Consider the following 25779-nt stretch of genomic DNA (forward strand, 5'->3'; position numbering starts at 1 on the left):
ATGGAAAATCTGCGCTTCATTCTTCTGGCGATCGCCGCGTTGTTCGGTGTGCTTCTCTACCAAGCCTGGCAAACGGATTATCCGGGTAACGCGGATAAGACCAAGCAAGCGAACCAGCAACAAACGCAGAACCGCCAAGCCAAGAATCAGTCGCAGGTTGCGCCAGGCCAAAAAGCGGAATCTGGTTCCAAATCCGATCTGGGGCAGAAGGCAAAAACAGCCACTAAGTCCGTGGCGGCCGATAAGCTTATCCACGTTGTTACCAACAATTACAGGATTGCGATCAACCCGCACGGGGGCAATCTGTACCGGACGACACTTCGAAATGTGCCGTTGTCTTCGGATCAACCCGATACGCCGCTGACTCTGCTTCAGCCCGGCGACAGTGATTTCTTTCGCCAGAGTAGCCGGGTCATTGGTGGTGACACGGCACAATCCAATGTGCGTACTTTCAAAGCCGCGAAATCAACGTACCGGCTTGGTGACAACCAGGATACGCTCAAGGTGCCGTTGGCCTGGCATGGGCCGAACGGCCGGACCATCAAAAAGACATTCGTTTTCAAACGCGATACGTATCGCATTGACCTCGATACCAAGGTGCAAAACGGTGATGGCGCCCCCTGGGAGGTATCGAATCTGGTTCGGTTTTGGCGACACGGCGGTGTAACCAAGACGCACCCATGGTTTATTCCATCGACGTTTTCCGGTGTCGGTTGGTATGCCGCCGGATCGAATGGCGACGACTTTAGCTATCATAAGCGGGAGACCGCCAAGCTCGGTCAAAAGCCCGTCAACATCACCCAGACCGGCGGCTGGGCCGCGGTCATGGAGCGTTATTTTCTCGCCGCTGCGATCCCGGACCAGAAAACCCGGGCTCGTTTTTTCGCTAGTCAGAAAGCAACCGACAGCGCGCCTGATGCCTTTACGACTGGCTTCAGAACAGCGCAGGTCAATGTCGCGCCGGGCGATTCAACCCAATTCAACTCACGCTTGTTCGTTGGGCCGAAGCTGCAGAATGATCTAGCCAGTGTCGCGCCTGGGCTGGATCTGACCGTGGATTACGGTTTCATGACAGTGCTTGCCCGACCGATCTTCAAACTGTTGAGTTTTCTGCACTCCGTTGTTGGCAATTGGGGTGTGGCTATCATTTTGCTGACGCTGATCATCAAGCTGCTGTTTTATAAGCTGTCGGAAAAGCAGTTCCGCTCGATGGCACGCATGCGCAAGTTCCAGCCACGCATGCAGCAAATCAAAGAGCAGTACGGCGACGATCGCCAGCAAATGCAAGCCAAAATGATGGAGCTGTACAAAAAGGAAGGCTTCAACCCGTTGGCTGGGTGTTGGCCGATGCTCGTGCAGGCGCCGGTGTTCATTGTTTTGTATTGGGTGTTGTTGGAATCGGCCGAAATGCGCGCGGCGCCATTTCTCTGGATCAATGACCTATCTTCGGCCGACCCGTTCTTCATCCTGCCGATTATCTTCGGCGTAACGATGTTCATCCAGCAACGGCTGACAACCAGCACGGCGATGGATCCGCTCCAGCAGCGCATGATGCAGATCATGCCGCTTGGTTTGGCTGTGTTTTTCACATTCTTTCCGGCTGGCCTGGTGCTCTACTGGTGTACCAACAACACGCTGTCGATCGCTCAGCAGTGGTATATCTATAAAAAATTGGATAACGAGGGGCTGGGCCACAAGGCCAGCAATAATTAGCCTGTATGTCCGGGGCCTCGGCCCGACCCGACACGATTGCTGCACTGGCTAGTGGCCGCGACCGCGCTGGCATAGCGGTCATTCGTGTATCGGGACCCGGCGTACGTCAGATCACGCCCGCGATAATCGGCGACCTGCCCGCCCCCAGACATGCGGTGCATCGATCGATATGTTCGGCCCAGGGGTCGGTAATTGATTATGGTTTGGCGCTGTTTTTTGCCGCGCCGGCATCTTTTACCGGTGAGGATGTGCTCGAATTACAGGGCCATGGCAGCCCGGTTGTGGCCGACGCGATTCTGGCGCGATTGTTCGAACTCGGTGCTCGACCGGCTGAAGCCGGCGAGTTTTCCCGCCGGGCGTTCGAAAACAACCGGCTCAGCCTGGACCAAGCTGAGGCCACAGCCGATGTAATCGCCGCTGAGAGTGCCGCGGCTGCCACGGCGGCGGTGCGCTCGCTCGAGGGTGAATTCGCGACCCGCGCCAACACGTTAACGCGCTCATTGACCGAGTTGCGCGCTTGGATCGAAGGGGCGCTGGATTTCCCCGATGAGGAAGATGTGGACTGGCTTGCGGATGGCCAGATCGGAGAGCGCCTCAACCAATTGCAGATAGATCTATCCAGTTTATCGCGCGAAGCTGGTCAGGGAGCACGGCTGCGCGATGGGCTTCGAATCGCGATTCTGGGACGCCCGAACGCGGGCAAGTCGAGTTTGGTCAATACGCTTGCGCGGCGCGAGACCGCCATCGTTACCACCATTCCGGGGACAACACGCGATGTTGTCACGGAACAAGTTGAGTTGAACGGGTTGCCGGCAACCTTGGTCGATACGGCGGGGCTTCGGGACAGCGATAACCCCATTGAACTCGAGGGCATGCGGCGTGCTCGTAATGCCGCAGAGCACGCCAACCATGTTTTGTACGTCTTTGATGCACACGAGGGTCTGTGTGCAACCGATCGCACCCATATAGACGCGTTACCGGCCGGGGTCGGCGTTACGCTTATCGCCAACAAGACCGATTTAACCACTGAAACCGAGGGTGGTCGGCGCACGGCGATGACCGAACAATCCGAGCCGGTTATCGCATTGTCCGCTGTGACTGGTGTTGGTCTCGAAACATTGATCGATCATCTGGGTGCGGATGTTGCCCGCGGCGCGGTCCGGGGCGCTACATTTTCAGCTCGGCGTCGGCATCTCGATGCTCTGGCGCGCGCTGAACAGTCGCTGCAAAGTGCGACGACAAGGCTGGTTGAAGACGGCGCACCAGAACTCGTAGCCCAGGAATTGGCAGATGCCCAGGCGAGTATCGGCGAAATCACGGGGGCCGTGTCGCGCGATGATCTGCTGGGTGAGATCTTTGCGACTTTTTGCATCGGCAAATGAGGCTGACATGAGCCGGCGGCCAATGGCCATGTGGTGATGCAAAAATAGCCATCAGTCTGGCCCCGCATTACGGGTCTGATATTGCCGTGCGATGATCATACGCTGTACACTAAAACGATTGTTTTGCTGCGGTTGTTATAGCCGACCCCGAATGACACGGGTGAATTGGGCATTCGGGGTGATGTATGGTCGTCTAGGCGGGCACAGATGGGGATCGCGCGTGGTAAGCGCAAGCGATGCTCGTTACATACCGCCCTGTTGGTTAACTAGCCTCCTGCTATGCAGATTGCATATGTCTCGGAGTGCTTCAAGCTTCTGAAGTGATGCGATTAGATAAATTCCGTCCTGTTCGACCCTTAGTTGGCCTGTTTGTTCTACCGCTGGCCGGTTGCAACCTGAAAAGCTTGAATGCGCTTTATACGGCGGGTTCGGTTAGCGCGCAACAGCGTGACTTAATCATCATAACCGCCGTGTTGATGCTGTTCGTGTTCATCCCGGTGGTGTTTTTTACGCTGTTTTTTGCTTGGCGTTATCGGGCGTCAAATGAGAAAGCGAAGTACTCACCGAACTGGTCGCATTCAAGGCTGTTGGAAGTGTTTCTCTGGGGCGGTCCAATCGTGATCATCGCGATTTTGGGCGTGCTGACCTGGAATTCCACGCATGCCTTGGATCCATACAAGGGACTGGTTACCGAGGGGGATAAGGATCCGGTTCGAGTTGATGCGATCGCCCTGTCCTGGAAGTGGTTGTTTATTTATCCCGAGTACAACGTGGCCGCAGTTAATGAGATGGCCATGCCGGTGGATACCCCAATCAGCATGCGCATCACGTCGGATACGGCCATGAATGCGATCATGATCCCGCGTCTGGGGAGTCAGATCTTCGCGATGTCTGGCATGCGCACCAAGTTGAATCTCGTGGCGAACCAGAAGGGGCGGTTTTTCGGTAAGAACTACCAGTACACTGGCGAGCATTTTGCGGCCGAGAAATTCCAAGCTGTCGCTATGGGCCAGCAGCGCTTCAAAGAGTGGATCCAAAACGCGAAAGCATCGGGTCAGAATCTCGACAAGGCTCGCTTCGCCAGCCTGACAAAACCGAGCCATATTGAAGACGTGATTTATTTTGCGCCAGTTAAATCGCAATTATTGGATCACGTCGTGCAGCAGTATAATAACGGCACGCCGCGTAATCGGCTGACCAAGACCGCCGAACGCTAGTGCGTTTCGACGCCTTAAGCCCTGACGCGATCGCCGGCTAATCGGAGTTAAAAATGCTTGGAAGACTCTCGTTACAAGCTATCCCCTACGACAACGTAATTATTATGTCCGCTGTCGCCCTGATGGCGATCACGGGCGCAGTCGTGGTTGGTGCGACGACTTATTACGGTCAGTGGGGGTATCTCTATCGGGAGTGGTTAACCAGTGTCGATCACACGAAGATCGGCATCATGTACATCATCCTTGCCTTTGTCTTTCTCCTGCGTGGTTTTGTCGATGCCGCCATGATGCGGGCTCAACAAGCCACAGCGGGCCCGGGTCAAAGCGGCTATTTGTCCTCTGAGCATTTCGCCGAATTGTTCACTGGGCACGGCACGATGATGATTCTTTTCGTGGCGATGCCATTGATCATTGGCATGATCAACTTGGCGGTACCGCCTCAGATCGGTGCCCGTGATGTGGCGTTTCCGTTTCTGAATTCGGTCAGCTTGTGGCTGACTTATGCCGGCGGCATGTTGATCATGGTATCGATGGCCCTCGGGCAATTTGGTACCGCCGGCTGGACTGGTTATACGCCGTTTTCGGAGCAAGCTTTCACGCCGTCCACTGGTGTGGATTATTGGATCTGGGCGATACAGATATCGGGTATCGGCACCACGCTGACCGGTGTCAACTTTCTGGTAACCATACTGCGTGAGCGTGCGCCGGGGATGACGCTGATGCGCATGCCCATATTCACGTGGTCGGCGTTGATCACGATGGTCTTGGTTGTGTTGGCCTTCCCGGCCCTGACGGTCGCGCTCGGCATGCTGTCGCTCGATCGCTTTTTCGATTTCCATTTCTTCACGGGAGATATGGGCGGCAACCAGATGATGTACATCAACATGTTCTGGATCTGGGGCCACCCGGAAGTCTATATCGTGATTCTGCCTGCCTTTGGGGTGTTCTCCGAGGTGACGGCGACCTTCTGTAACAAGCGCTTGTTCGGTTACAAAACCATGGTGTATGCGCTTGCCGTGATCGCGTTCATGTCCTTCGGTGTATGGGTGCACCACTTCTTCACCATGGGGCAGGATGCGCTACGCAACAGCATATTTGCGATCGCCACCATGATCATCGGCATCCCCACCGGGGTGAAGATCTACAATTGGATGGCGACCATGTTCCGGGCGCGCATTGAGTTCAAACAACCGATGCTGTGGACCCTGGGCTTCATCCTGCTGTTTACGATCGGCGGCATGACTGGCGTCATGCTTGCTATCCCGGGGATCGACTACAAAGCGCACAATAGTGAATTCCTGGTCGCTCACTTCCACAACGTTTTGATTCCCGGCACTATCTTCGGCATGTTCGCCGGCTATACCTACTGGTTCCCGAAAGCATTCGGTTTCCGTCTCGACGAAAAATGGGGTCGGCACGCATTCTGGGGCTGGTCGATCGGCTTTACGGTCGCGTTCATGCCGCTATATGTGCTGGGTGCGATGGGCATGCCGAGGCGCATGGCGTCTTATTCCAATCCAGAGTGGACCCCCTTGTTATGGGTGGCGGCCCTGGGTGCGGTGATCGTCATGTACGGCATCGTCTGCCAGATCATCCAGTTGATCTCGAGCATCAGAAATCGTCACCGGCTAGCCGACTTGACCGGCGATCCATGGGGCGGTCGTACGCTTGAATGGGCGATGTCGTCGCCGCCAGCTGAATACAATTTCCCTGTTATCCCCAGGGTTCACGGTATCGATGCCTTCATGGACATGAAGGAAAATGGCACGGCCTATCAGCGTCCGGCCGAGTACGGCGATATCCATATGCCGCAGAATACGGCTGCCGGCTTGATTCTCGGTATTGCAGCTTTCGTATTCGGCTTTGGTTTGATCTGGTATATATGGTGGCTGGCGATTCTGGCTGGCTTGGTCATGATGGGCGCGGTCATCTGGCGATCCTGCACGGACGACGTGGAATTCACGATTCCGGCGGATGAGGTCAAGCATATTGAGGATGAGCGCTTCCGCAAGATTGCGTTGGCCAGCCAACAAACCGACGTTATCGACTCGGAGTCGCGTGGCCGCGTGAATATTGACGGTGAGCCCCTGTCTCCTGGTTAATGCGCTGATATCAAACGGTATATCAGGACTGTCTTATATTTAAACTGGATCGATGATGGCAACTACTGACGCGGCAGCGCATGACGGCATTCGGGCCGAAGCCAGCCAGGGAACGGTCGTGAACTTCGGGTTTTGGCTCTACCTGATGAGTGACGTAATCATCTTTTCGATGCTTTTCGTCGCTTTCGTAAATCTGTCGACGAACTATGCACAAGGGCCTACTGGCCAGGAGCTGTTCGAGCTGCCGCTGGTCTTTATTGAGACCATGGCGTTGCTGATTAGCAGTCTGACCTATGGTCTGGTCATGATCTGTCTGCGTCAGGGCAATACAAAATGGGTCCAAGGTTGGCTGTTGATCACCTTCTTGCTGGGGGTGGGCTTCGTCGGCTTGGAGCTGTATGAATTTTTGCATCTGGCGTTCGAGGGATACGGGCCACAGCGGAGCGCTTTCCTGTCGTCGTTCTTCACGCTGGTTGGCACCCACGGCACACACGTTACGTTCGGGCTGATCTGGATCCTGGTGATGGTCGGCCAGGTGGCCTATAAGGGGCTGACACCGGCAGTTGCGTCACGCCTGACGCGACTGAGTCTGTTCTGGCATTTCTTGGATATCGTGTGGATTGCGGTATTCTCCACGGTCTATCTCGGAGGCATGTACCGATGAGTCATTCACCGGACACAGACGCCCAGGGCGGTAGCGAAGCGACACTGGGCAGCTATAGCGTTGGCTTTATACTCGCCATTATTTTGACGGCCATCCCGTTCGCCGTTGTCGGTTTCGGCTTGCTCCCGCGCCCCGAAGCCCTTATCACAGTTGGCGTCACCGCCGTCATCCAGATTCTGGTGCACCTGTATTTCTTCCTGCATCTGGATGTGTCGCGAGAACACCTGGCGAACACGATGACGGGCGTTTTCACCGCGCTGATCATGGCGGTATTGGTCGGTGGCACGATCTGGTTATTCTATAGTCTGAATTACCGTACGATGATGGGCGGCGGCTGAGCCGTCGCTGCCCCGCTTGCGCAGGTGACAGGCAGGCATTGATGGATACCGTCTTTATCCGTGGTCTGGAAGTGGCGGCCATCATTGGCATCCATGACGCTGAGCGCCACATGCCGCAGCGTCTGCGAATCGACTTGGCGCTTAACTACGACACTCGAGCGGCGGCTGCGAGCGACGTTGTGGCCGATACGCTCGATTACCAACAGATCAGTAGCGACCTTCAGGCGTTTGTCGAGTCGACTCGATACCAGTTAGTTGAAACGCTGGCCAATCGTATAGCCGAGAAGCTATTGCGCGATCACTCGATCGAAGCATTGACTTTAACGTTGACCAAGCCGGACGTCATGGCGCCTGATGTTGGCGTAACAATCGAACGTAGCCAGAAACCCGGGGCGTAGCCGGATAGAAAGTGCCACGGCTTTACGCCGCCCGGGTTCGATAGGTTTGGGCGTTAAGCGGAAGTCTCCGTGCGCGCGGTGTGATCGCCGCGCTCGTTCAACGAGCCTTGTAAGGTTGCTGTAAACCCTGCTTCGGCCGGCGCATACCCGCGGATTGCGCGTATTCGTTGTCAGCGAGAAACGTATTCGCGCTGCAACTTGGTATCGAGTGCGTAAAGCGTGAAATGATACTGGTGCACGCCGGGCGGGTAGACGCCGGTATAACCGGTATTGCCGGCCATTTTGACTAAAAGCGTGTTGGGTCGGCCAGTTGTGAGCGAGCCATATCTGCTGACAGCTGGTGACGCGAGGCTTCAGGTTATAGACGATCCAATGTACGCAGTGCCCGTTCGGTGTGCCCGGATCGATAATCGCCAACGCGAGTGACCCGCGCCGTCCCGATACAACATGCCGCCAAATACAGCGCTAACCCAAGTGTTCGCTGTGTCGCTCGCATCTCATGCGAGCGCCCATTCGGCACGCAGGGTGGCATCAGCGACCGTGGTTAATCTCGGGTCGGGCGCGTAGTAATCGCCTGCTTCGTCGGCGCAGATCGCGCCGGCGCAAATCAGTCCGGTTGGTGCATTGAGTACGCCGGCCGCGACCGAGATCTGATTGTGGTCGAATTTCTCATAGAACAAGCTACTGCCGCAGTTGCTGCAGAACCCGCGCCGGGCGATTGTTGATGAGTCGAACCAGCGCAGCGTATTGTCGCAGGTGAAGGTTAAATCGTGGCGATGCACCGCGAATGCGGCCCAGACGTGTCCGGAAGTCTTGCGACACGTGTGACAGTGGCACTCGAGCACGGGCCGAATTTCACTCGCTTCAATCTGAAATGTGACGCCACCACACGCACAAGAGCCCGCCAGGTCGATTGTTTCGGCGTGAGCCATACAACCCTCTCGTCGAGAAACGCTTGCTGCAATCGTAGCGCACCTCGTGTCCGCGATCGATCACGACGTTCGTGGTCAAACGTTAGTCGACGAACCGCCGCGCATTAGTGAAAAGTCGCGCCCATGGACTGACATCGTCGCTGCTGCGCGGTGCCCAGGACAAATTCGTCATACGGGTGACGCGCTCAGGGTGCGGCATGGTCAACAACACTCGGCCGTCGCGGCTGGTCACACCGGTGATGCCGTCGGGCGAACCGTTGGGGTTGGCTGGGTAAGTCGTGGTCGGACTGCCGTAATGATCGACAAACCGGAGCCCGACACGGTAATCGGCGGCCAATGTCGCCGGCGATGTGCCGTCAGGAAATTCGACTCGGCCCTCGCCGTGGGCGACTGCGATGGGCACGCGTGTGCCCGCCATACCCGCCAGTAGCACCGAGTTTGATTCCGCGATCTCGACCGCGCTGGTGCGGCCTTCAAACTGGCGCGAGGCGTTATGCGTAAAGCGCGGCCAGCCGCCGGCGCCGGGGATGATGTCGGCCAGTTCGGCGAGCATCTGGCAGCCGTTGCACACACCGAGCGTGAACGTTTCCGGCCGCGCGAAAAAATCGGCAAACACGCGCCGCAAGCGTTCGTCGAACAAAATGGAATACGCCCAGCCGCGACCGGCGCCCAGCACGTCACCATAGGAAAAACCACCGCAAGCAGCCAGCCCCTGATAGGCGGCGAGCGAGCTGCCGGCTTTAAGGTCCGACATATGGAGGTCGTAGGCATCGAAACCGGCGCGCGTAAACGCCGCGGCCATTTCGGCATGGCCATTGACGCCTTGTTCACGCAGGATCGCGACCGACGGACGCGTCGTCGCTGGCCGCGGCCAATCGATAGCCGCATCCGGTTGAAACGACAGCTCATAAGGTAGGCCTGGATCACGCTCGTCGCGGATGGCATCGAATTCGGCATCGGCCGAACCCGCATCGTCGCGCAGATGCTGCATGGCGTAGCTTGTCGCCGCCCAGGTTTGCTGCAGATCGGCGCGACGCGCGGCATAAACTGGCTTGCCGTCGCGCTGGATGCGCAGTTCACCCGTGTCGGTGACAGCGCCGAGTCGCTTGGTGGGCACGCCGAGGGCATCGGCCTCACGTTGCACGGTATCTATCACGCCGCGTTCAACTTGAACCACGGCGCCGAGTTCTTCGCTGAACAACTCGGCAAGGTTATCGGCATGGTTGCCGTGCTCGCTCAGCGCCAGATCGACGCCAACCCGGCCTGCGAATAGCATCTCGGCAACGCAAGCAAACAATCCGCCGTCGCTCCGATCATGGTAGGCCAGCAGATACCCCTCGTGGGTCAGCCGTCGAACCAGGTCGACAAAACCGATCAGACGCGCCGGATCATCGAGATCAGGCGCGGTCTCACCGATTGAATCAAACGCCTGCGCCAGTGCCGAGCCGCCCAGGCGATCGGCGCCAGCACCGAGGTCGAATAAAAGCAATTCGGTGTCGGCTTGCGACGGCGGTGCCAACTGTGGCGTGTGTGTCGCGGCCGCATCGCGTACGGGTGCGAAGCCCGTTATCACGAGCGAGACCGGGGCACGGGCGCTAACCGTCGTGCCTTCATCGCGCCATGCCGCCTGCATCGACAGCGAATCCTTGCCGACCGGAATGGAGATGCCGAGTGCTGGGGCTAGTTCCTGACCGACGGCGCGTACAGCATCGTAGAGCGCAGCATCCTCGGCGGGGTCGCCGGCCGCGGCCATCCAGTTCGCGGACAGCCGCACATCGGAGAGCGTATCGATCGACGCCGCGGCGATATTGGTAATGGCTTCGCCGACTGCCAGCCGGGCGGCGGCGGCCGAGTTGACCAGCGCAACACCCGGGCGTTCGCCTATCGCCATGGCCTCGCCCGTGTCGGCGTCGTGTGTGGTGGTCGTGACAGCGACGTCGGCGACCGGTACTTGCCACGGCCCGACCATCTGGTCACGCGCGGTACGTCCACCGATGCTGCGATCGCCAATCGTAATCAGAAATGCCTTGCTGGCAACGCTCGGTATCCGCAGCACGCGGTTGGCCGCTTCGTCGAGCGCGATATGGTTGACCGCGAATGCCGCCGGGCGCTGTTCGTTATGTATGGCCTCGCGCGTCAGGCGGGGCGTGTGGTCGAACAGCGCGTCCATGGGCAGGTCAACCGGATGCTGGTCGTCGGCTGCCTGTGTATCGGTGTCGACAAGACGCAGCTGTGGTTCGGCAATCGCCTGGCCAACCACACTGAACGGGCAGCGTTCGCGCTCGGCGATGTTGCGGAACCGGTCGAGATCGTCGGCCGTGATGGCGAGAACAAAGCGCTCCTGGGCTTCATTGCACCAGATTTCGGCTGGCGACAGGCTGGTGTCCGCCGCTTGCACGTCGCGTAACTGAAAATGACCGCCACGGTCATCGGCGTGGACCAGCTCCGGCAACGCGTTGGATAGGCCGCCGGCGCCGACGTCGTGTATCGATACGATCGGATTATGCCGGCCGTTGTCGGCGCAAGCGACGCAGGCGTCGATCACCTGCTGAGTACGGCGCTGGATCTCGGGATTGGCGCGTTGCACCGAGGCAAAGTCCAGTTCTGCGCGGTCGGCGGCGCTACCCAGCGAGGACGTCGCCCCGCCGCCGAGACCAATCCGCATTGCCGGGCCACCGAGCACAACCAGCCGCGCGTCGACCTCGACCGGCTGTTTAGCGACGTGGGCTGGACGCATGTTCCCCATGCCGCCGGCGATCATGATCGGTTTGTGATAGGCGCGCAGGCCGGTGGCCGGCTCGTCGTGGTTCAGCGTGCGGAAAAAGCCGGCGAGATTGGGACGGCCGAACTCGTTGTTGTAGCGCGCGGCACCGATGGGCCCATCGCGCATGATGGCAAGTGCGCTCTGGAGATGACTCGGGCGCCGGGCATCGGCTTCCCAGGGTTGAACATCGCCGGGCAGTCGCAGATCGGCTACCGCGAAACCGGTGACGCCGGCCTTGGAAAATCCACCGCGCCCGGTTGCGGCTTCGTCGCGGATTTCGCCGCCGGCTCCGGTCGCGGCGCCGGGCCCAGGGGCGATCGCGGTCGGGTGGTTATGGGTCTCGACCTTGATCGCTAGATGAACCGGCTCGTTGACCGGGCGGTAACGCTGGTGATCGTCGACCAGCAGGCGCGTCGCTTCAGGGCCCGCGAGCACGGCCGAATTATCGCTGTAGGCCGAGAGTACGCCGTTGGGCGCCGCGCGATGGCTTGTTCGAATCATCTCGAACAGCGAATCCGGCGCGCGCTCACCGTCGACGTCGAATGCGGCGTTGAATATCTTGTGGCGACAGTGTTCAGAGTTAATCTGGCCGAACATCATCAGTTCGACGTCGGTCGGGTCGCGACCCAACGTCTGGTAGCGTTCGGCCAGAAATGCGACTTCATCGTCGGACAGCGCCAGCCCCCAGTCGCGATTGGCCGCGGCGAGCGCGTCGATGCCGTTGGCAGCTAATGCGACGCGCCGGAGCGCGCCCGCGGCGTACTCGGCGAATAGTGCCGGCAGCTGGGCCAAATCGGCAACCAGCGTCTCGGTCATCGGATCGTGCAGCAAACCGGTTGCTGTCAGCGCCTCGAGCGGTGGTGCGCTATCGAATGTATACGCGGTGGCTCGCTCGACGCGCTCGACGGCGTCGATGCCACAGCGCGCCACGATATCCTGGGCTTTGCTGGACCATGGCGATACGGTGCCGAAACGCGGTATCGCGATCGCCTGTGGCGTTTGTCCGGTCAACGGCGCAGCGTCGAGAAGCGTGCGCAAGTGCGCCCATTGGTCCAGAGTCGGCTCATACTGCAAACCAACGACGAATAACTCGTGGGCCGCCGTTAAACGGGCATCAAGGCCGACGGCCTCGAGCCGGCGTTGAACATCCGCGTTTACGTTGATCGAACTGCCGGACAGTATTTGGGTATGCGCGATCATTGGCCAAGACTCCGCCAGCCAAGCCCGGCCCGCTGATCAGCAACCTGGACCCAGTCCGGTGTGCAATTCAGCGCGTCGGCCAGTGCCTCGCGGGCTAGATTGGTGTGGTTGTTAGATTGGCTGATATGCGCGGCGACAACGTGTTGCAGCGCATCCGTGTTCAATGCCGCAACAAGCTCGCGCGCCTGATGATTGCCGAGGTGGCCATGGCCGCTGGCAACACGTTTTTTGAGCGTGGCTGGATAAGGGCCACTGGCGAGCAGATCGGCGTCGTGATTGGCCTCTACGATCAGGCCGTGGCAGCCGTCGATCATGCTGCGAATATGCGGGGTGGCGTGGCCAGCGTCGGTTAATATGCCGAGTCGGCTGTCGCCGTTGCTGATTATCAACTGGGCCGGCTCACGCGCGTCGTGGGGGATTGGATACGGGTTGAAGGCCAAATCACCGATCGAAAATGGCTCATGCGGCGAATACAGCTCGCGTGCAAAAACTGGGTCATCGTGCGTGGCGAAGTGGGTGCCGGGCGTCAGCCAGACCGGGAGTTGGTAGCGGTGCGACAAACGCGATACGCCCTGCCAGTGATCGCTGTGTTCGTGCGTGATGACGATTGCGTCGAAAGCGTTGAAATCGCGTTCCAGCTCAGCGAGCCGTCGTTCCAGTGTGCGCGCGCTGAAACCAGCGTCGATGAGCACCCGTGTGTTTGCGTTTTCCACGACCAGCGCGTTACCGGAGCTGCCGCTCCCCAGAACGGCAAAACGCAGATCGTCAGTCACTTGTCACGGCCGTTGCCCGGTGGGCCCGAGCCCCTGTACGGCGATGGGAAATCGGTGATCTTGCTATTACCGTCGGCCGGTGTAATGCGAGCGTTGCCGCGCTTTGTTACTTCATCGATGCGAATGATCGAATGCATTGGCACGTGACAGCGCTCGACATCGGCGAATTCGCTGGCGAGTTTTTCCTCACTCGGATCCACGACAACCGCGCTTCGCTCGCCGAAGACCAGGTCCTCGATTTCGATAAACCCCATGAGATTGCTCTGGACGACCGACCGCGCGTAGACCTCGTAGACTTGGTTATTGTTAACAAAGGCAACGTGGTACAGCGTTTGTTGGGCGGTCGAATTCGCAACCATTATCGATGAATACTCAGAGCGCCTGTTCGAACTCGCGCGGGGCTGACACTGCGCCAGCGACCGGCTGTAAGGTCGTTATCGCATGCCCGGAATGGCGGAGAGGGTGGGATTCGAACCCACGTGGGACGCAAGCCCCCAACCGATTTCGAGTCGGTGCCGTTATGACCGCTTCGGTACCTCTCCGGAACAACGGGACCGCGGTCTCTCGACCGCTTGTACGCCGCTATAATAAACGATCATGAGAACACGTCCCAAACTCGGGCCGGCCATCGTGGCGCGGTCGCTGTGACATTTGGTGCCTTACGCCTTGGCATGCTGGCGATCGTCGTCGGTATGTGCTTGGTGACGACGACGTGTCGTCGTCCGCCGGACGCGCTCGGGCGCGTCGATGCCAATCATGTTCTGCGCGTGGCTGCCGTCCGCAGCAGTCTACCGCCGGATGCGGCAGCCGAAGGTATAACGCCGGTGGCGCGCGTGCTCATCAGCCGTTTTGCTAACGATCTTGACGCGCGTGTACGCGTCCAGATCGAGCCGAGTCAGCGCGCGGTGCGCGCGTCGGTGGAAGCCGGCACCGCTGATCTCGGGTTGGTACGCCAGCGGCCAGGTGCATCCATAGCCGGTATGCACCGGACCCAGGCAGTAGGCGCCAGTCGTCTCGTAGCGGTCGTCGGGCGGGGCGATGACCATCCGGACGAATTGTCCGATCTATCCGGTCGACTGGTGTTGTCCGGTGAGTCCGGGCTCGGTGATTGGCTCAGGAAGCGCCATCCGAGACTCGAATTTCGCGTTGAGCCGGACAAAACGACCAGCCAGATCGTCACGGCTGTGGCCCATGGCACGGATGAGGCGACTTTGATAACGCGCACTCGATTTCGGCGCTACCGACGCTATTTCCCGCAGTTGCATCAGGCGTTTCGGTTTTCGGGCGCGCGATACAAAAATTACTGGTTATTCAACGGACATATGGGAGGCGATAGCGCAGCCCTGTATCACAAGGCGGTGGCGTTTATTGCGCGCCATGAAAAATCGGGCCAATACAAGCGACTTAAGGCACGGTACGAGGCGCGTGGTGCCGATCTGGATTATGTGGGCATCCGCGCGTTTGCCGAATATTTCGGGAGCCGATTGCCGGAGTGGCAGTCGGATTTCGAGAAAGCCGCAAGACATTACGGCATCGACTGGCGGCTACTGGCGGCGATCAGTTATCAAGAGTCGCGTTGGCGTCAGCACGCCGTCAGCTCAACGGGTGTTCGCGGACTCATGATGCTAACCAGCTCCACGGCAAAAGCAGTGGGGGTCAAAGATCGGCGCGATCCCCAGCAGAGTATCGATGGGGGCGCCATCTACTATAAAAAAATGGCACACCGGTTGCCGGTCTCGATCGCACCACCGGATCGCAAATGGTTCGCGCTCGCGGCCTACAATGTCGGGTTCGGGCATGTCATGGACGCGCGACGTTTATTGAAACGCCGCGGGCAGGACCCCGATTTATGGGTGAATCTGAAGCAGGCGTTGTTGATGCTGACCAAGGAGCGTTACGCGCGCCACGCCCGCAACGGACAGGCAAAAGGCAAACAAGCGGTTGCCTACGTGGCGCATGTGCGCGCGTATTACGACATGCTGCGCTGGGAAACCCGCCATTCAGGGGGTTCTTCGTCGCAGCCATGGGGCGAAATGGCAATCGCGTCCGCGCAAGACAATAGCGCGTCGGGCGCAACCGACCCCGTCGCGCCGATTCGTTCGCCGATGTTCTAGAAAAGGCGCATCTTAATCGGGCACCATGGGGAGCTCGACGCGGAGTCTCTGACATGACCGACAGCGCAACGCACGAAATCGAGATCGCCGGGTTACAGCGCTCGTTGCCTTTATTCGAGGTGGCGCCCGGTGTCCGAATCGCCGTGTTGAACATACTAGGCGACACCGAGCTGACCGAGGCCGCGGCTGGCGGACTCGCGGTGCGGTTGGCCGCCCTCACCTACGATGTGCTGGTTACCGCTGAAGCCAAATCCATTCCGTTGGTGCACGCGCTGTCGATCGCGACGGGCAAGCCTTACGTCGTACTTCGCAAGAACTACAAAACCTATATGGGCGATGCAGTGAGCGCCGAGACGGAGTCGATTACGTCAGGCTCAACGCAGACATTGTTTCTGGATGCCAAGGACCGCGCGCTCGTCGAGAACGCACGTGTGGTCTTGGTCGATGACGTCATCAGCTCTGGTTCGACTTGTGCGGGCATGACCGAGATACTGGCCAAAGTCGACGCCGACATCGTGACGCAGGCGGCGATCTTGACCGAAGGCGAAGCCGATGCAGGCGACGTGATCGCGCTTGGCCATATACCCGTTCTCACCGATTCGCAAGCGCCGGCCGCGTCGTCAGTCGGCTAAGCGCGACACGCTACTGAGCAAACCGCGACCCTGGCAGTCGCGGCAGCAGCTCGTGCAGGTTGCAAGGGGCGGTGCGGGCGTCGATCTGCTCGGCGATCAATTTATCCCAGCCGTCGGCGCAGGCGCCCGAGGAACCGGGCAGGCAGAAGACGAAAGTGGCTTTGGCTACGCCGGCGAGCGATCGCGATTGTAGCGTCGACGAGCCAATATCGGCGTGCGACAACACCCGGAACATTTCGCCGAAACCGTCAATGGTCCGGTCGAGCAATGGTGTAATGGCTTCCGGCGTGACATCGTCGCCTGTCAGGCCGGTGCCGCCGGTGGTGATAACGACATCCGGGCGCTCGTTGGCGATCCAGCGCGCCACCCGCGCGCGGATTTCGTAGAGATCGTCGGCGCAGATGGCTTTTTCGTGTAGCAGGTGGCCGGCATCTTTCAGCCGTGTCGTCAGCAGCGCGCCTGACTTGTCGTCGGCCTCGCTGCGGGTGTTCGAAACAGTTAGAACCGCGATATTCAGGGCAACAAACGACTCGGGCATAGCGTTGGCGGACTGGCGGCTGAATAACCATGCCAGATGCTACAGCTTGCGAGGTCGATGCGCGATGGCGGCCGATTTAACCCGGTCGGATAGAATAAGCACATGATCGGATTTCGAAACGTTGTTCTACGCCGTGGCCCACGCCAACTGATCTCAGGATTGGATTGGCGTGTGCAGCCGGGCGAACGCATCGGCATTGTTGGCGCCAACGGCACTGGCAAAACTAGCCTGTTCCAGCTGCTGCTCGGTGAGATCCAGCCTGATGCCGGCGATATCGACCTCTCGCCGGGGCTGGAGATCGCGACGGTGCGCCAGCATGAGCCGGCCGGTACGCGCGCCGCGATCGATTATGTCATCGACGGCGACACCGAACTTAGAGATGTCGAAGCGCGACTGGCGGCCGCCGAAGCCGAAGGCGCAGGTAGCCGTATGGCGGAACTCCATGGCCGACTCGCCGAGATCGACGGCTATACCGCCCGCGCCCGCGCGGCTCGCCTGCTGCACGGGCTGGGGTTTGCTCCGTCCGTGCATGACCGAGCGCTGGACGAGTTCTCCGGTGGTTGGCGCATGCGTTTGAACTTGGCGGCCGCATTGATGCGGCGCTGTGACGTTCTCCTGCTCGATGAGCCGACCAACCATCTCGACATGGACGCTGTGTTCTGGTTGCAGGATTATCTGGCTACGCACCCCGCCGCGCTGTTGATTATTTCCCACGATCGCGATTTTTTGGACCATGTGATCGACACCACGCTGCATATCGAGCATGGCCGCGTCACGTGTTACAGCGGTAATTACACGACGTTCGAACACATGCGCGCCGAAGCCAAGGCGCAGCAGCAGGCGGCATTCGAGAACCAGCAGAAAAAACTAGCCCAGCTCCAGCATTTCGTCGATCGCTTCCGCGCCAAGGCGACCAAGGCCAGCCAAGCGCAGAGCAAGCTCAAACAGATGGAGCGGATGGAAAAGGTCGAGGCCGCACATGTCGACTCGCCGTTTCAGTTCGCCTTCCGCGAACCGAGCCGGCTGCCCGAAACGCTGGTCAACCTCGACCATGCGGCTGTTGGCTACGATGCTCAACCGCTGGTCAGCGGCATCAAACTGCGGTTGGTGCCCGGTGATCGGCTGGCGATTCTCGGTCGTAACGGCGCTGGCAAATCCACGGTGATGAAACTACTGGCCGGAGAGCTGACGGGGATGAGTGGCGAAATCCAGCCAAACCGTTATCTAAACGTCGGCTATTTCGCCCAACATCAATTGGAGCGCCTCGATATGAACGCCAGCGCGCTCGAGCACTTGCGGCGTGCGGCCCCCGAAGCGCGCGCACAAGATCTGCGCGATTTTCTCGGCGGCTTCGACTTTCGCGGCGACAAGGCACTGGAGCCGATTGCGCCATTTTCCGGCGGTGAGAAAGCGCGCTTGGCACTGGCATTGGTCGTCCATGCCCGGCCCAATCTATTGCTCTTGGACGAGCCGACCAATCACCTCGATTTGGATATGCGCCACGCGCTTGAAACCGCACTCGCCGGTTTTACGGGCGCAGTGGTCATGATCGCGCACGATCGACACTTGATTGATGCCACTTGCGATCAACTTTGGCGCGTTGACGACGGTCGGCTCGAGCCGTTTGAGGGCGACCTGGATGATTACCACCGCTGGTTAACACGCCAGCGATCGGCGACAGAGCAAAGCGCCGACCCAGGCGACCAGCCTGCAACCAAAAACCAGTCAGCGGCGGTCAGCGGCGGTCAGCGCCGCCAGCGTGTGAAGTCGCTGCAAAAAGAAGTGCGTCAGGCCGAAACCGAGATAAACCGGATCAGCGGCGAGATCGAAGCGGTCGACGCGGAGCTGGCCAAGCCCAGCGTGTACGAAAGCGCGACCGAATCGGCTCGGCTTGGCCAACAACAAAAGCAGCTGCGTAAACAGCTTGAAGCCGCCGAATCGCACTGGATGGAAAACGCTGAAGCCCTGGAAGCGCTGCAAGCCGACACGAGTACCGCCTAATGGGTGGCAATGGCGCGGCCCTGACCTATTTCTGGCACGACTACGAGACTTTCGGCGCGAACCCGAAGCGCGACAAACCCGCGCAGTTTGCCGGTGTGCGCACCGACGCCGATTTCAACGTCATCGGCGAACCGCTGGTGCGCTACTGCCAACCACCGTCGGATATGTTGGGCGACCCCAATGCGACACTGGTTACGGGCATCACGCCGCAGTATGCCGAACGCCACGGCGTAGCCGAGCCCGAATTCATCGCCGAAATCGTGGCCGAAATGAGCGTGCCGGGCACCTGTAGCGTGGGCTATAACAGCATCGCGTTCGACGATGAAGTCACCCGGCACACACTCTGGCGTAACTTTTTCGATCCGTACGCCCGCGAGTGGCAGCAGGGGTGCTCGCGGTGGGACATCATCGACATGGTGCGGCTTGCCTACGCACTGCGTCCTGACGGCATCGAGTGGCCGACGCGCGACGACGGTGCCCCCAGTTTCAAGCTTGAAGACCTGGCGGCCGCCAACGGCCTGGCTCAGGACAACGCCCACGATGCGTTGTCCGATGTCCATGCCACTATCGCACTGGCGCAGTTAATCCGCGACAAGCAATCAAAGCTGTTCGAGTTCGTGAGCAGCCACCGCGACAAGCAGAGCGCGCGCAAGCTGCTGGATATGGACACGTACAAACCGGCGCTGCATGTCTCGGCCAAGTTCGGTGCGATCAACGGGTGCCTGTCGCCCGTGATGCCGATCGCTCAACATCCGAGTAACCGCAATTGCGTCATCGTGTTCGACCTGCGCACCGATCCTGAGCCATTGTTATCGCTGGATGTCGAGACGATTCGCGACAGGATATTCACGCCAAGCGAAGACCTGCCCGAGGACGCGCCCAGAGTGGCCCTGAAAGGGGTGCATTTGAATAAATGTCCGGTGTTGGCGCCGTTCGAGATGTTGCGGGACACCGAAGCCGAACGGCTGAATATCGACGTGTCATTGTGTCGACGTCGCTGGAAGATGATCCACGACCGGTTGGCGGACATCCAGGCCAAGGCTGCGTCCGTTTTCGATCGCGGCGCCGGGTTCGGCGCTGCAGAAGACGCCGAACTAGCGCTTTACGATGGCTTTGTCACGAATCCCGATCGTGAACGGGCCACACAGGTGCGACAAACGCCGGTCGAGCAACTGGCCGACGACGCGCTGGCCTTCGACGACTGGCGACTCAACGCGTTGCTGTTTCGCTACCGTGCTCGAAACTACCCGCAAACGCTGACGTCGGAAGAAGCGCATACCTGGCGCACTTGGTGTGCCAACCAGTTGCAGTATGCACCGGCCGGCGGCCTGACCATGGATCAGTACGAAGAAACAGTCGCGGCGTTGATGGAAAGTGTCCAAGGGCAACCGAAGCAGCTCCAGCGCCTACTCGATTTGAAAGCCTGGGGGGACGCCCACCGTCGTCTGATCGACTGATCTATCGGATCATAACCGGATACCCCGTTGGGGCGTGCTCGTGGCTTGCCGGCAAGGGTTGGATCGGCCGCGCTAGCTTACGTTAATCGGATTGCGCGCTCGATTCGAATCAGCGTATGGTCGCTAGCGGCAGGATTATCCTGGCCAATGTGCCTGACCTAGCGGCCTTGCAACGAGACAAATGAGCCGGTTATGAGCGATTCCGCGGCGCAACAGGACCGGGCCTTGCTGTCGGTCAATGGGTTGGTCAAGGACTTCGGCGGACTACGCGCGATCGACCACTGCGATCTGTCGGTCGCCGACGGTACGATCACCGGCCTCATCGGCCCCAACGGCGCGGGCAAAAGCACGCTTTTCGACCTGATAACCGGTTTCATCGCCCCGGATACGGGGCGTGTCCATTTTCGTGGCGAAGACATTACCAACTTCCCGCCCTACCGCATGTTCCGGCACGGACTTGCGCGCACCTTCCAGACGCCACGCGAGCAGGCGAGCATGACCGCGCTGGAAAATCTCATGCTGGTGCCGGCCGAACAGTGCGGCGAACGTATCTGGAATAACTGGCTGACACCGGGGCGTGTCGCGCGCGACGAAGTGCGCCATCGCGACCAGGCACTCGAGGTGCTCGAGTTCATGGATCTTGTGCACATGGCCGACCAACCGGCCGGGCAGTTATCCGGTGGGCAGAAAAAACTACTAGAGCTCGCGCGCACGTTGATGGCCGATCCAAAACTGGTATTACTCGACGAGCCCGCGGCCGGGGTCAATCGAAGCCTGATGCAGCGGCTCGCCGAAACGATCGAAACACTCGCGCGCGATCGCGGGATCACGTTTTTGCTCATCGAGCACGATATTGATTTGGTCATGCGACTGTGTAATCCAGTCATCGTGATGAGCGAAGGCCACCATCTGATGGAAGGCGAGCCGACGACGGTGCGCAACGACCCACGTGTTCTCGAAGCTTATCTGGGAGGCCAGTATGGCGCTGCTGGCGGTTGATTCGATCACCTGTGGCTACGGCGACATGGAAGTTTTAAGCGACGTTTCTGCTGTGGTGGAAGCGGGCGAAATCGTGTCGATCATCGGGCCGAACGGCGCCGGCAAGTCGACGCTTATGAAAGCGGTTTTCGGCCTGATCGAACCCTGGCAGGGCTCGATTGATCTGGATGGCGCCGAGCTGATTGGCTGCAAGCCGTACGATATCGTCACTCGCGGCATGTGCTACGTGCCCCAGGTCTCCAATGTGTTTACCGACTTAAGCGCCGAGGAAAATCTCGAGTTGGGTGCGTATGTGGCTTCCGGCAGCGATCTGGACGTCCGCAAGCAGCGGGTGTTTGAACTGTTTCCGCGCCTGGCTGAACGTCGGCGCCAGCCGGCCGGCAAGATGTCGGGCGGCGAGCGTCAGATGGTGGCCATAGGCAGCGCGCTGATGTTGAATCCGAGTCTGCTGTTGCTCGACGAGCCCTCGGCCGGCCTGTCGCCCAAGATGGTCGAGACCATTTTCGAGCGGATCGTGCGGATTAACGAGGACGGCATCGCAGTCATGATGGTCGAGCAAAACGCCAAGGAGTCGTTGCGGATGGCGCACCGAGGCTATGTGATGGCTGCGGGTGAGAACCGGGCCGAGGGCACCGGCGACGCGCTTCTCAACGACACCGAAGTCGCGCGGCTGTATCTAGGAGGCTGATCAATGGCCGAGGATCCGTCGTATACGAGCAGCGATGATGCGGCAGACGGCCCGTATGCCGAGCACGCCGCCGGCGAACAGCGTATCGGTGAGCGTATCCGCGCGGCGCTTGCAAGCCGCACCGCGATCGCCATCGCTATCGCGGTGGTCGTGATTGCGCTGGTGACTCTGGCGCAGATTCAGGGCACGGGGTGGCAACGATTGCTGTCGCTGACCATCTGGGGCATTACCTTTGGCAGTATCATCGCGCTCGGTGCGATCGGGCTGACGCTGATTTATGGGGTGGTCAAATTCCCCAATTTCTCGCACGGGGGCCTGGTTACACTCGGCGCTTATGTCGCCTATACGGTGGTGACCGTATGGCCGGGCCAGTCGGCGGCTTTGCGGCCCCTGTCGTTTGGTTGGGACCTGGTCGTCGGCTTGTTCGTGGCCATGCCGGTGGTGGGGCTTGTAGCGCTTGTGCTGGATCGGCTGGTCTACCGCCGCTTGCGGCGGCAGCAAGCCTCGTTGGTGCTTTTTGCCATGGCGTCGCTAGCGATGGCCTTCCTGCTGCGCAGCGTGCTTTATATCACCTGGGGTTCAGATTTCCATTTTTACTACTCAGGCCGTGCTAACCCGGCCATGGCGCTGCCCTTCAACATCCGTATTCAGGCCGATCAACTATTCACGCTGGGCCTCGCGATCACGCTGGTCGTGGCCCTTTATCTGATGCTTGAGCGCACGCGCCTTGGCAAGGCGATGCGGGCCACCGCCAACAACCCTGAACTCGCCCAGATTCGCGGGATCAATACCGAAAAAATCATCGGCTGGACGTGGCTGCTAAGCGGTGCCTTGGCAGCCGCAGGCGGCGTGATCTATGGTCTGGCCTCCCAGGTGCGGCCGGAAATGGGTTTTTATCTCCTCATCCCGATATTCGCGGCCGTGATCATGGGTGGGATCGGCAATCCGCGCGGGGCTTTGGCTGGTGCCCTGATTGTCGGTGTCACCCAGCAGGTGTCGAGCGCGTTCATCAGCCCGGCTTACGGTCCAGCGATTGCTTTTTTATTGATGATTATCGTGCTCCTGCTGCGTCCGCAGGGACTTTTCGGGCATTAGCGAAGGAGAGCGGCCATGACCGACGACGCTGTGATCAAGGCTGCGCTGCTGGCCATACCACTGTGGATCGGCGCCAGCGCCGTGATCCGCACACGCTGGACGATTCGTTTGCCTGCGGGGTTGATCGCCGCGATCGTTATCGCCTTGCTGGCGGTGACGGTGCTTGACCGCGGCACGCTCAGCTATCTGGTGTCGTTCGCCTGTATGGGGGGCATCTATGCGTTGCTCGCGCTCGGATTGAACGTACAGTGGGGCTATGCGGCCCATCTGAACTTTGGCATTGCCGGGCTCTTTGCGGTCGGCGCATTTACGACGGCGCTTTTTACAACGGCCGCCCCGACCGGCCTGATGGCCAATTACACCCAACAGGTCTTCGGTCTCGAAGCGCCGTTTCTGGTTGGGATGGCAGCCGCTGGCCTCGTCGGCGGCATTGTGGCTTTTGTGATCGCAGTGCCGGTGTTGCGGTTGCGCATGGATTTTCTAGCCATCGCGACACTGGGCGTTGCCGAAATCATCCGACGTATCTTTCAAAATGAGCGTTGGCTCGCCAACGGCCCACAGCCACTGCGCGGTATTCCGCAGCCACTGCATTGCGTCACCGAAAACCCGGCTTGTGGTTGGTTGCCGGACTGGGCCGGCGATGCGCTGAAGCCGCTGACGCCCGGCGATTACAACTATCTGTACGTCATCATCATCACGCTCGTGTTGATGGTCACCTACCTGTTACTCGAGCATGCGGTTCGCTCTCCTTGGGGCCGGGTCCTGCGTGGCACGCGGGACGAAGAAGACGCCGCCACCATGAGCGGCAAGAACGTGACGGCCGTGCGCATCCAGTCGTTTGTCGTTGGCGGCGTGATCATGGGGGTCGCGGGTTCGCTCTACGCCCATTTTTTGGTGACCATCGATTACAGCCACTTTCGCCCCCTATTCGCGACGTTTCTGGTTTGGGTGATGCTCATGCTCGGCGGTAGTGGCAACAATCGCGGCGCAATCCTCGGCGCGTTCATTATCTGGGGTGTATGGAGCGGTACGGCCTTTCTAACCGATGCGATAGAGCCGGCGTTGAATGTAATCAGTTCGGATTTGGCGTCACGCGCTGCGTATCTGCGTTGGTTGTTGGTCGCATTGGTGCTGACCGGCATCGTGCTGTTCCGGCCACAGGGCATCCTGGCCGAGGAGACGATCGTGTCACGGCATTTGCTGGACCGGCGTCGTCGCAAGCAAGGCCAGCATCGCGTACACGAGCGCGCGACCTAGCTGTGCCACGGTGAGAGAGGCAAAGGGACGGGTCAGCGGCCCGCCCCTTCTACTCGCTTATTTATCGGGAATCTGATCGGGGTCACGCAGATCGATGGTTTCGATCTTGCCGTCGGCGGTGTATCGCCAGATGCTGACCGGAACTTTGACATCGCCGTTTTTATCGAACTCTATATCGCCGGCTGCGCCCCGGTAGTCGACATCCTCGCCTTTTTTGATGAGCGTTAGCGCCTTTTTCAAACCATCCACTGTGCCGCCGGAGACCTGGGTCCCGGGCGCATTGGTCACGGGGCGGAGACTGTCGTGTAGTGATTGGCCGGTAACTTTGTCGCCCTGAGCTATAACGCGGGCGGCTGCCAAGCCGATGGTTACGACCGCGTCGTAGGCCGAACTAGTAAATGGCGGCACCCGCTCATTGCCCTTTTGTTCGGCGTATGCCTTGGCAAAATCCTTATACGGTCCGAACGATGTATCGGCGGACGGTGCGGTTCCGTAACTGCCGGCCAGCGCTTTACCGCCGACGGCGTCGATCACATCCGTGGATTTGTTGCCGTCGGTGAATAGCCAACTGGTGTAATCAAAGATATCCCGTGATTCCTTGAGGAAGGTCGACGTATGGCCGGGATAGCTTGGCAGGAACAGAACGTCTGGATTGTCGCGCAGAGCGGCCGATAACTGCGATTTGTAGGTTGATTGCAGTTCCTCGGGATGTGGCACTTGCGCCTGAATGGTGCCGCCCCGAGCTTCAAACGAGCGCGCGAACGCGTCCGATAGCCCTTGCCCGTAAGGGTTATTGACATACAACGTGGCGGCGGTCTTGTGCTTATAGTCGTCGAGGATTTCACCGTTGACCAGTTGGGCATCGACGCGGCCTTGCAACGCATCCGATGCCGTGGTCCGAAACAGCAGATCGGCCTGTTTATCTTCGGGCAGCATCGTGATCAGCGGTGAGGTCGAGCCATAGGCGACGTGCAGCACTTGATTGGGGATCGTGGCCGAGGTTGCTACTGCGGTTGTTACACCACTCGACCAGGATCCGGTGATGGCCGGGACGCCGGCCGATTGGATCAATTTACGCGCCGCTTCGGTGGCTGCTGTCGGTAGCGTATTCGTATCTTCGGTTGCGAGTTCCGAAATCAGCGGGCCGCCTAAGACCGCCTTCGCCGCTTCGTTGAGCTGTTCAGCCGCCAGGTGGCCTGCGTCCCGCCAGAATGGGCCGTATTCGGATCCCGATCCGGTCATCGGTACGAGTTGGCCGAGGGGGAAAGCCGGTGGCGCTTCGTTGGCCATAAGCGACAGCGGCTTGCTGCCGAGGGCGAGGGCACCGCTGGTCACAGCCGTCGATTGCAGAAATCGGCGTCGGCTTATGGACCGGGCTGTTGTATCGTCATCACCGTTATCGGACATTGTTGTCGCCTCCCGTTGGCGCCAGCAGGCCTCAGAGCGCATACAGCACAGTCTGGGCCAGCTGCTTGACAATCAAATCATTGCCTGATTCTGAAACTAGCAAAACCG

General features: G+C 59.6%; 22 protein-coding genes, 1 tRNA gene and 1 pseudogene. 15 read left to right on the plus strand and 9 right to left on the minus strand.

The features are described from left to right. The 7 genes from yidC to folB all read left to right on the plus strand — a co-directional run bounded on the left by yidC (position 1) and on the right by folB (position 7814). The gene (yidC, locus tag HKX41_07695; protein ID NNC24039.1) at positions 1-1713 is read left to right on the plus strand and encodes a membrane protein insertase YidC; all 1713 of its coding nucleotides are present in this window, start codon (positions 1-3) and stop codon (positions 1711-1713) included. A 5-nt stretch (positions 1714-1718) separates the two neighbouring features. Continuing rightward, positions 1719-3095, plus strand: coding sequence for a tRNA uridine-5-carboxymethylaminomethyl(34) synthesis GTPase MnmE (mnmE, locus tag HKX41_07700; GenBank protein NNC24040.1), 1377 nt, complete (start codon positions 1719-1721; stop codon positions 3093-3095). Positions 3096-3397: 302 nt separating this feature from the next. Next, positions 3398-4312 (plus strand): ubiquinol oxidase subunit II, encoded by a 915-nt coding sequence (cyoA, locus tag HKX41_07705; GenBank protein NNC24041.1) that lies wholly within the window; start codon positions 3398-3400, stop codon positions 4310-4312. 53 nt (positions 4313-4365) lie between these two features. Continuing rightward, positions 4366-6414, plus strand: coding sequence for a cytochrome o ubiquinol oxidase subunit I (locus tag HKX41_07710; GenBank protein NNC24042.1), 2049 nt, complete (start codon positions 4366-4368; stop codon positions 6412-6414). A gap of 55 nt (positions 6415-6469) precedes the next feature. Next, complete coding sequence (gene cyoC / locus HKX41_07715) at positions 6470-7078, plus strand: cytochrome o ubiquinol oxidase subunit III (protein ID NNC24043.1); 609 nt, start codon at positions 6470-6472, stop codon at positions 7076-7078. Continuing rightward, on the plus strand, positions 7075-7416 hold the full coding sequence (gene cyoD, locus HKX41_07720; GenBank protein NNC24044.1) for a cytochrome o ubiquinol oxidase subunit IV: 342 nt from the start codon (positions 7075-7077) through the stop codon (positions 7414-7416). Before cyoC ends, cyoD begins: the two co-directional genes overlap by 4 nt. Positions 7417-7457: 41 nt before the next feature. Next, entirely contained in the window at positions 7458-7814 is a 357-nt protein-coding gene (gene folB / locus HKX41_07725) for a dihydroneopterin aldolase (protein NNC24045.1), read from the plus strand. Between the two features lie 170 nt (positions 7815-7984). Here folB and HKX41_07730 read toward each other — a convergent pair whose 3' ends face one another. The 7 genes and pseudogenes from HKX41_07730 to HKX41_07760 all read right to left on the minus strand — a co-directional run bounded on the left by HKX41_07730 (position 7985) and on the right by HKX41_07760 (position 14025). Then, on the minus strand, positions 7985-8095 hold the full coding sequence (locus HKX41_07730) for a hypothetical protein (protein ID NNC24046.1): 111 nt from the start codon (positions 8093-8095) through the stop codon (positions 7985-7987). A gap of 46 nt (positions 8096-8141) precedes the next feature. After that, positions 8142-8273, minus strand: a pseudogene (locus HKX41_07735) (YbhB/YbcL family Raf kinase inhibitor-like protein). A 38-nt stretch (positions 8274-8311) separates the two neighbouring features. Further along, a complete protein-coding gene (locus HKX41_07740) occupies positions 8312-8746 on the minus strand; it encodes a GFA family protein (protein NNC24047.1) in 435 nt (144 codons plus the stop codon). An 82-nt stretch (positions 8747-8828) separates the two neighbouring features. Next, a complete protein-coding gene (gene purL / locus HKX41_07745) occupies positions 8829-12710 on the minus strand; it encodes a phosphoribosylformylglycinamidine synthase (protein ID NNC24048.1) in 3882 nt (1293 codons plus the stop codon). After that, positions 12707-13471, minus strand: coding sequence for an MBL fold metallo-hydrolase (locus HKX41_07750; protein ID NNC24049.1), 765 nt, complete (start codon positions 13469-13471; stop codon positions 12707-12709). Before HKX41_07750 ends, purL begins: the two co-directional genes overlap by 4 nt. 8 nt (positions 13472-13479) lie before the next feature. Then, positions 13480-13842 carry a DUF1820 family protein gene (locus HKX41_07755; GenBank protein ID NNC24050.1) on the minus strand — a complete coding sequence of 121 codons (363 nt, stop codon included), beginning with the start codon at positions 13840-13842 and terminating at the stop codon, positions 13480-13482. A 92-nt stretch (positions 13843-13934) separates the two neighbouring features. Further along, a tRNA-Ser gene (locus HKX41_07760) sits at positions 13935-14025 on the minus strand. 102 nt (positions 14026-14127) lie between these two features. Here HKX41_07760 and HKX41_07765 point away from each other — a divergent pair. Continuing rightward, positions 14128-15597 carry a transglycosylase SLT domain-containing protein gene (locus HKX41_07765; GenBank protein NNC24051.1) on the plus strand — a complete coding sequence of 490 codons (1470 nt, stop codon included), beginning with the start codon at positions 14128-14130 and terminating at the stop codon, positions 15595-15597. A gap of 53 nt (positions 15598-15650) precedes the next feature. Beyond that, positions 15651-16229 carry an adenine phosphoribosyltransferase gene (locus HKX41_07770; protein ID NNC24052.1) on the plus strand — a complete coding sequence of 193 codons (579 nt, stop codon included), beginning with the start codon at positions 15651-15653 and terminating at the stop codon, positions 16227-16229. Positions 16230-16239: 10 nt separating this feature from the next. Here HKX41_07770 and moaB read toward each other — a convergent pair whose 3' ends face one another. Further along, a complete protein-coding gene (moaB, locus tag HKX41_07775) occupies positions 16240-16767 on the minus strand; it encodes a molybdenum cofactor biosynthesis protein B (GenBank protein ID NNC24053.1) in 528 nt (175 codons plus the stop codon). A 102-nt stretch (positions 16768-16869) separates the two neighbouring features. Between moaB and HKX41_07780 the strand changes: the two genes are divergently transcribed. From HKX41_07780 to HKX41_07805, 6 genes are all read left to right on the plus strand, one after another. Further along, positions 16870-18768 carry an ATP-binding cassette domain-containing protein gene (locus HKX41_07780; GenBank protein NNC24054.1) on the plus strand — a complete coding sequence of 633 codons (1899 nt, stop codon included), beginning with the start codon at positions 16870-16872 and terminating at the stop codon, positions 18766-18768. Beyond that, complete coding sequence (gene sbcB, locus HKX41_07785) at positions 18768-20225, plus strand: exodeoxyribonuclease I (GenBank protein NNC24055.1); 1458 nt, start codon at positions 18768-18770, stop codon at positions 20223-20225. The genes HKX41_07780 and sbcB overlap by 1 nt, the downstream gene beginning before the upstream one ends. Positions 20226-20450: 225 nt before the next feature. After that, complete coding sequence (locus HKX41_07790) at positions 20451-21224, plus strand: ABC transporter ATP-binding protein (protein NNC24056.1); 774 nt, start codon at positions 20451-20453, stop codon at positions 21222-21224. Then, positions 21205-21912: an ABC transporter ATP-binding protein gene (locus HKX41_07795; protein ID NNC24057.1), complete on the plus strand. Its 708-nt coding sequence runs from the start codon at positions 21205-21207 to the stop codon at positions 21910-21912. Before HKX41_07790 ends, HKX41_07795 begins: the two co-directional genes overlap by 20 nt. 3 nt (positions 21913-21915) lie before the next feature. Further along, the gene (locus HKX41_07800; protein ID NNC24058.1) at positions 21916-23007 is read left to right on the plus strand and encodes a branched-chain amino acid ABC transporter permease; all 1092 of its coding nucleotides are present in this window, start codon (positions 21916-21918) and stop codon (positions 23005-23007) included. Positions 23008-23022: 15 nt separating this feature from the next. Next, complete coding sequence (locus HKX41_07805; GenBank protein ID NNC24059.1) at positions 23023-24264, plus strand: branched-chain amino acid ABC transporter permease; 1242 nt, start codon at positions 23023-23025, stop codon at positions 24262-24264. Between the two features lie 57 nt (positions 24265-24321). Here the strand turns inward: HKX41_07805 and HKX41_07810 are convergent, their stop codons facing one another. Then, positions 24322-25671, minus strand: coding sequence for an ABC transporter substrate-binding protein (locus tag HKX41_07810; GenBank protein NNC24060.1), 1350 nt, complete (start codon positions 25669-25671; stop codon positions 24322-24324). Positions 25672-25779: the final 108 nt, after the last annotated feature.

The organism is Salifodinibacter halophilus (assembly GCA_012999515.1).
GTDB classification, from domain to species: domain Bacteria; phylum Pseudomonadota; class Gammaproteobacteria; order Nevskiales; family Salinisphaeraceae; genus Salifodinibacter; species Salifodinibacter halophilus.